Here is a 6,480-nt window from a genome sequence, read left to right as displayed (position 1 = left end):
CTTAAGCTACGCGGCATTGAGCGAGTCCCCGCCGCCGCCGACGCGCATGCTCCCGCCGAAACTCCGCATTCGACGGCGAATAGTTACGCGCCCGGGTGCGATCACGCACCGCGGCAGTCGCCGGGCGGGTGAATAGCTGAAGCTGCTGGTACCGCATAGACATATTCTCCCGCGCCGCCAATCGCGTCCGCTAATAAGCGATCATGCCAACCTCAGAAGACATTTCAGAGCCAGGCCGATAAGTTGCGTGACCAATCAAAGAAACAATTCATTCCGACAGGCGAAAGCAAATATCACGGTGCCGACCGTGCGCACCAGCCCGCAAGAAACAGCAATCCGAGGTGACGCCGTAGCGGGCAGCGCACAGGTGGGCCAATCCGGCATTCAGCCCGGCCGCTCTGGAGGCCCACCAGCCAGGGGCGTCGGTAGCCGAACTTCGCTGGACGACGTTCTTGATCAGCTATCTTGCCCAGGTGGATGTCCAGGTGCGGGAAGGTGCACTCGTGGAGGTGCCGACGTCACCGGCACGGACCGGCGGGCGTTCGGCGAGTTCGTGGGTCCGGGCGGGGAACTGGCCTTGCACGAGTTCGGCTGGACCACCGGCTCGGACCCGCACGTGGCCAACCTGTCCGTCGGGGTCGGCGCCGGCAACCCCGGAGGCAAGTTCCACGCCGTGCTCGTTCCGCACGAGGACAGTTAAACGTACCGATGAGCCGTTCGAACGGGCCCCACAGAACGGTCCGGACCTCGCCGCGGACCAGGCGCGTCCACGAAGACCCACTGTCCCCGACCGCGCGTCATGCGGCACGCTCGACGAGTCTGGTGGATGCGGCACTGGCTGCTGGACACCAACTGCCTCCAGACCCGCGAAGTCTTCGAACGACATGGAACCGACGACGGGATCCGGCAGCTGATACCGACGCGGATCGTCGCCTTCGACTTTCCGCTCGGCGGCGACGACCCTGAACTCGACGTCGCCGCCTGCATCGACTGGCTCCGCGGTATCACAGCGGAACTGCTCACCACAGTCGCCGAGTCAAACCCCGGCCAGGACAGTCACGGCAACCACATCATCGCCGCGACCGACGCCGGCTGGGCCCCCGGCCGCCCGGCGACCGAGCCGGACCAGAACCACTTTTCCCTGCTGAGCCTGCTGCTGTTCGGGGGCGGTGCGCCGTGGTTCGAAGACGTCTACACCGTGACCGGCTACCTCCTGACCGGCGACGGCCGACACCGCCTGTACCTGCACGACGGTGCCGCCGGGGAGGTGCTCGGGATCGATCTGCCACTGACCGCCGCCCATGGCCGGGTTGCACCAGGGTTCGCCGGCTCGCTCCCGCAGGAACTGGCCTCGATCATCGAGTCCCGACACGTCCGCGTGCAGCCGCCGCTGCCTGTCGACGGCTACTGCGTCGCCGCCTACGACTTGACCACATGGGTGGACCCGCACAGCGGCGGGGTCAGGGCAGGGTGAAGTTGAACGCGAACGGCTGGCGGATCGGTACGCCGGCTGGGCCGGTGCTGCTCACCTGGGTCACGGTGGCCGCGTAGGCGCCGTTCGGCAGTGGCACCGTCGGGGTCCAGACCAGGGTGCCCGGCTCGGTCTCCGTGACCGTGCCGGAGATGTCGCCGAACAGGCCGGAGACCGTCAGTGAACCGGCGAAGTCGGTGCCGGCCGCCGGCTGGACGTCGCGCTGGAACCGCACGGTCACCGCGGTCGCGGTCGCGCTGGTGGAGACGACCAGGGGGTCGCGCCAGTACTGGATGGCCAGGTGGTCGTCGGGAACGCCGGGCGTGCCCCACTGGGTGGAGGTGTCGTCGACCAGCATGGTCTGGGTGATGCCGCCGTCGACCGTTACCGCCCGGTTGACCGTGCCGGTGATCGAACCCCAGTCCTCCACCGTCTCCCACGTGCCGCGGGTGTATTTGTACTGGATGTCGGTGCCGTCGAGCACGGTGATCGTGGCTTCCCAGATGCCGCCGCCGCGGTTGGTCAGCGCCACCTTGCCCGGGTCCCATGGGCCCAGCAGGTCGATGTTGCCGGGCAGGTAGAGCTTCGCGTCGGGCGGCGTGCCGGGCGGCGCGAGCACCCGGAAGGTCACCGCGACCGGGCGGATGGGCACGGTGAGTGCGGCCGGCACGCTGGTCGCGGTGCCGTCCGGATTGCGGTACGCGACCCGCGCGGTCACGTTCGCCGTGCGAGGCGAGGTGCCGGCCGGGGTGACGTCGTAGGTCACCGTGAACGTGGCGCCGGGCGCGAGCGAGCGCTTCGTGGTGGCACTGCGGGCGGTGAGCACCCAGCCGGCCGGCGCGTCGACGCTCGCCCGCAGGTCGCGGATCGCGCCCGGCCCGGAGTTGCGCACGGCCGTGACGAGGGTGCTGGTGGCGCCGGACTGCAGGCCGTCGGGCGCGGTGAAGGTCACGTCGACGGCGGGCGGCGGCGCCACGGTCAGCGGCCTGCCGTCGTGCGTGACGGTCACCGCCCGGCCGCTCGCGGTGGCCGGCACTCGCACGGTGAGCAGGTGTTTCCCGGCGTCGTAGGTGAAGTCGGCGCGACGGCCGCCGGCGGTGACCGTGTGCGGCCGGCTCACGTCGGCGAACGCGACCGTGTAGTGCCGGGTGCCCGGCGCGCCCGGGTAGGTGCCGGCCACCGGCCCGACGGTCAGCGACGGGCTGCGGCCCTCGGTGTAGCGGGCCGGGATCTGCGCGAACTGCCCGGCGCGGTAGCCGAGGCTGTCGCCGGCGTCCTCGTAGACCCGGGTGGTGCCGGACGCGTGCGGGTAGACGGTGAGGGTGAGCTTGTCCTTGGCCTGGCCGGCCACGTTGGTGTCACCGGCCCGCTGCGCGACGATGCCGCCGGCCCGCACGTAGACCGGCATGTGGTCGGGGGTGACGCCGACCGTGCGGGTGGCCGGGCCGCGGAAGGTGGCTCCGGTGAAGAAGTCGGTCCAGGTGCCGGGCGGGAACCACACCGAGGTGGTGGTGGCCAGGCCGGGCGTGGTGACCGGCGCGACCAGCAGCGAGTCGCCCAGCAGGTATTGGGTGTCGTGCTGGTAGGCCGCATCGAGCTCGGGCCACTCCAGGTAGAGCGCCCGGGACATCGGCAGCCCGGTGTCGTAGCTCTGCCGGGCGGCCGAGTAAAGGTAGGGCACCAGCGACTCGCGCAGCCGCAGGAAGTCGGCGGCCGGGCCGGCCACGGCGTCGGAGTACTCCCAGGGCAGCCGGTCGCCATGGTCGGAGTGCAGGCGCAGGATCGGCTGGAACGCGCCCAGTTGCACCCACCGCAGATAGAGGTCGTCGGGCAGGTGCTTGCCGGCGAAGCTGCCGATGTCGTGGCTCACGTAGGACATGCCGATGCTGCCCTCGGCCGGGGTCATGGCCGCCGCGAAGGCGAGGGTGGGCCAGTCGGGCCGGGTGTCGCCGGTGAAGTGGACGGTGCTGCGGTGCTCGGCCCACGGGCCGGAACCGCCGGGCGTGGTGTAGGCCGGGTAGGCCGCCCCGATCCGGGCCAGCGAGAAGCCGCGCTGCCCGCGCTCGTCGCCGTCGCGCCGGTAGAGCTCGTTGACCCAGCTGTCGGGGGTGACGCCGGGTGTGCTGACCGTGCTGTCGTCGCAGCAGTAGTCGAGCCACCACTGCCGTACGCCCTGGTCCTCGAACGGCTGGTGCAGCTGCCGGTAGGCGGCGGCCTGGTCGGCGTCACCCCAGTCGAACCGGAACGGGTTGGGCGCGAAACTGCTGGTGGCCGGGGTCAGTTTGTCCTTCGCGGTGGCCTGCGCCGCCGCGAACTGCGGGTCGTCGCCGCTGATCGCCGCGTGCACGTTGAGAGTCGTGGCGATTCCCTGGCGCCGCAGCGAGGCCACGAAGTCGGCGGGGTCGGGGAACAGCGCGGGGTTCCAGTTCCAGCCGGCCCACTGGTTCGGTGACTTCCAGTCGGTGTCGATCACCAGCGAGTCGAGCGGCACCCGGTTCTGCTTGAAGGCGGGCAGCAATTGGTCCTGGTAGTCGGCGGTGCTGTAGGCCTGGTATTTCGAGAACCAGTTGCCGAAGGCCCACTCGGGCGGCAGCAGCGACGGGCCGGTCAGCGTGCGCAGGTCGGCCAGGCCGCGCTTGTAGTCGTGGCCGTAGCCGAACAGGTAACCGTCCTGGTAGGTGCCGCCGTGGGCGGGCCGCGGGGCGAGCCAGTCGTCGCCGGTGCGCACGGCGGTGGAGGTGTCGTCCAGCAGATACCACCCCGAGCGGTTGAGCATGCCGGGGTGCAGGGTGATCTGGTCGACCGGGCCGGCCTGGCCGCCGTAGTAGTCGAGCCCGCGGTACCACCCGCCGAGCGCGTCGGCCCGGGCCGGGGTGCCGAACGCCGGGTGGACGCCGACGCGGCGGCCGGCGACGGTGAGGTCAAGGGTGGTGTTGGCCGCGGTGACCGGGCCGCTGTCGAGGCGGTAGTGCAGGGTGACCGCGCTGGTCTCGACCCGCAGCTCACCGCCGGTGGTAGCGGCCCGGAACCACGTGCGGCCCGGCGATCGGTCGACCGCGTTGAACGTCGGGCGGTCCTCGAAGACGTCGTCCACGGCGTACTCCAGGCGGAGCAGCGTGGGGCTCAGAACCTGGACCCGCAGATGGCCGGAGCGAATGCTCTGGCCCTGCACCGCGGGCGACGCGCCCAGCGCGGCGACAGGTGTGGCGACCGACCCGAGCAGCACGGCGAGAAGAACGGCGACCCTCTTGAGCATGACTACCCCCGGTTGGTGACTTGCTCGTCACACAGTGGAGTCTCCCCCTGGGGCAAAGTCAATAGGGTTGCTTCGATACGGCCCGAACGCCCGGCCCGATGAGGGCCGGGCGTAGCGGGGTCAGTTCGAGACGAGAGCCAGGCGGTTCTTGAGGCCCTGGCCGTACGCCGTAGCGGTGCCGTTGTGGTCGCTGATCAGCGACGGGCCGGTCGAGCAGTCCCAGGTGTTCCAGGTCCAGCCCAGATAACCGATCCCGTGCAGGTCGGCCCAGTCCATCAGGCCGTCGACGAAGCCGTGTGCGCAGTCGTTCTCGCCGATCTCGGAGAGCGTGACCGGTACCTGAGCCGCGGTGGTGGCGATCTGGCTGTCCCAGCAGGACGTGTTCGAGCAGGTGTTGAAGTTGTAGATGTGCGCGAACGCCGACAGATTGTTCAGCGGATCGGCCGGTTTGTAGGCCAGCCACTGGCTCAGGTTGTTCGAGTAGGCCAGGCCGCCGATCATGATGACGTTGGTGGCGCCGGTCGCCCGGACCGTGTTGACCAGCGACTGGAAGCCGGCCACCGGGTAACCGATGCCGGTGCAGGTGCCGCCGTCGCGCCAGCACTTCCAGCCCGAGGTCTCGTCGCCGGTGGCCCGCTCCGGGTAGGGCTCGTTGAACAGGTCGAGGATGACCGCGTCGTTGCCCTTGAACGCGTTCGCCACCCCGGTCCAGAACGACGGGGCGTACTGCGCGTCCGGCATCGGCTTCTGGCAGGTCGCCTTGACGTCGGAGCAACCCGACGAGGTGCCGGTGTAGAGGCCGTAACTCCAGTGCATCTCGACGATCGGCGTGATCCCGTTCTGGACGAGCAGGTTCACGTACGCCTTGACCTGGTTTTGATAGGCGATGCCGCCGTAGGCGGCGGGCACGTCGGCGGTGCCCAGCCAGCACTCCTCGTTCAGCGGGACCCGGACGACGCGGATCTTCCAGCTGCGCATGGCGGTGATCGAGGCCTGATCCATCGGGCCGTCCCAGAAGCCGTTCCCCTGGATGCAGGCGAACTCCCCACCGGAGCGGTTGACGCCGTAGAGCTTCACGGTCTGCCCGGCGGAATTGACCAGTTTGTTCCCGGAGACCTTAAGAACCGGCGCCGCCCCGGTGGGAGGAGGCGTGGTGGCGGGAGGCGTGGTAGTAGGAGGCGGAGTGGTGGCGGTAGTCCCGCCGGTGCACGCCACCCCGTTGAGGGTGAACGCGGTCGGCACCGGATTGGAGCCGGTCCACGACCCGACGAAGCCGACCGAGGTGCTGCCGATGGACCCGTTCCAGGCCGCGTTGGTCACGGTGACGTGCGCGCCGGACTGCGCGAACGTGCCACCCCAGCCCTGCGTGACCTTCTGCGAGGACGGGAAGTCGAAACCCAGGGACCAGGACGAGACCGCATCACCGAGGTTGGTGATCGCGATGTCGCCCTGGAAGCCACCCTGCCAGGACCCGGTTACCTGGTAAGCGACCGAACAACCGGTGGTAGCCGCCGACGCCGGGGACAACGTCAGGGCGAACGCCCCGGCCACGACCATGGAGCTGGCCGCGACCAGGGATAACGTTCGAAGTCTCATGGGACGCCAATCGACGGGGGACGATATGGGAGCGCTCCCAGACTGGCTTCGGCCGACATCGTTGTCAAGCCGCGAAAGCTATGAGCGCTTCGGGATGGTTGCTTCGACAATCCTCGATGCAAGGATCAGCGGACGCTCTCGTCCTAGCCACCCGGAG

Annotated in this window: 4 protein-coding genes; 2 read left to right on the top strand and 2 right to left on the bottom strand. The window is 69.6% G+C overall.

Going from position 1 to position 6,480, the window contains the following annotated elements; all coding sequences use genetic code 11:
• Positions 1-553: 553 nt before the first annotated feature.
• Together Ato02nite_RS40615 and Ato02nite_RS40610 are read left to right on the top strand one after the other, a co-directional pair.
• Complete coding sequence (locus Ato02nite_RS40615) at positions 554-700, top strand: hypothetical protein (protein ID WP_213012029.1); 147 nt, start codon at positions 554-556, stop codon at positions 698-700.
• Positions 701-826: 126 nt separating this feature from the next.
• The gene (locus Ato02nite_RS40610) at positions 827-1,474 is read left to right on the top strand and encodes a hypothetical protein (RefSeq protein ID WP_213012028.1); all 648 of its coding nucleotides are present in this window, start codon (positions 827-829) and stop codon (positions 1,472-1,474) included.
• Here Ato02nite_RS40610 and Ato02nite_RS40605 read toward each other — a convergent pair.
• Together Ato02nite_RS40605 and Ato02nite_RS40600 are read right to left on the bottom strand one after the other, a co-directional pair.
• Entirely contained in the window at positions 1,461-4,727 is a 3,267-nt protein-coding gene (locus tag Ato02nite_RS40605) for a TIM-barrel domain-containing protein (protein ID WP_213012027.1), read from the bottom strand. The genes Ato02nite_RS40610 and Ato02nite_RS40605 overlap by 14 nt on opposite strands.
• 120 nt (positions 4,728-4,847) lie before the next feature.
• Complete coding sequence (locus Ato02nite_RS40600; RefSeq protein ID WP_246608008.1) at positions 4,848-6,323, bottom strand: cellulase family glycosylhydrolase; 1,476 nt, start codon at positions 6,321-6,323, stop codon at positions 4,848-4,850.
• Between the last annotated feature and the right edge of the window lie 157 nt (positions 6,324-6,480).

Source organism: Paractinoplanes toevensis (genome assembly GCF_018332695.1).
Taxonomy (GTDB): Bacteria; Actinomycetota; Actinomycetes; order Mycobacteriales; family Micromonosporaceae; genus Actinoplanes; species Actinoplanes toevensis.
Note: the sequence above shows the minus strand (reverse complement) of the source record. Positions and strands in the feature narration are given on the sequence as shown.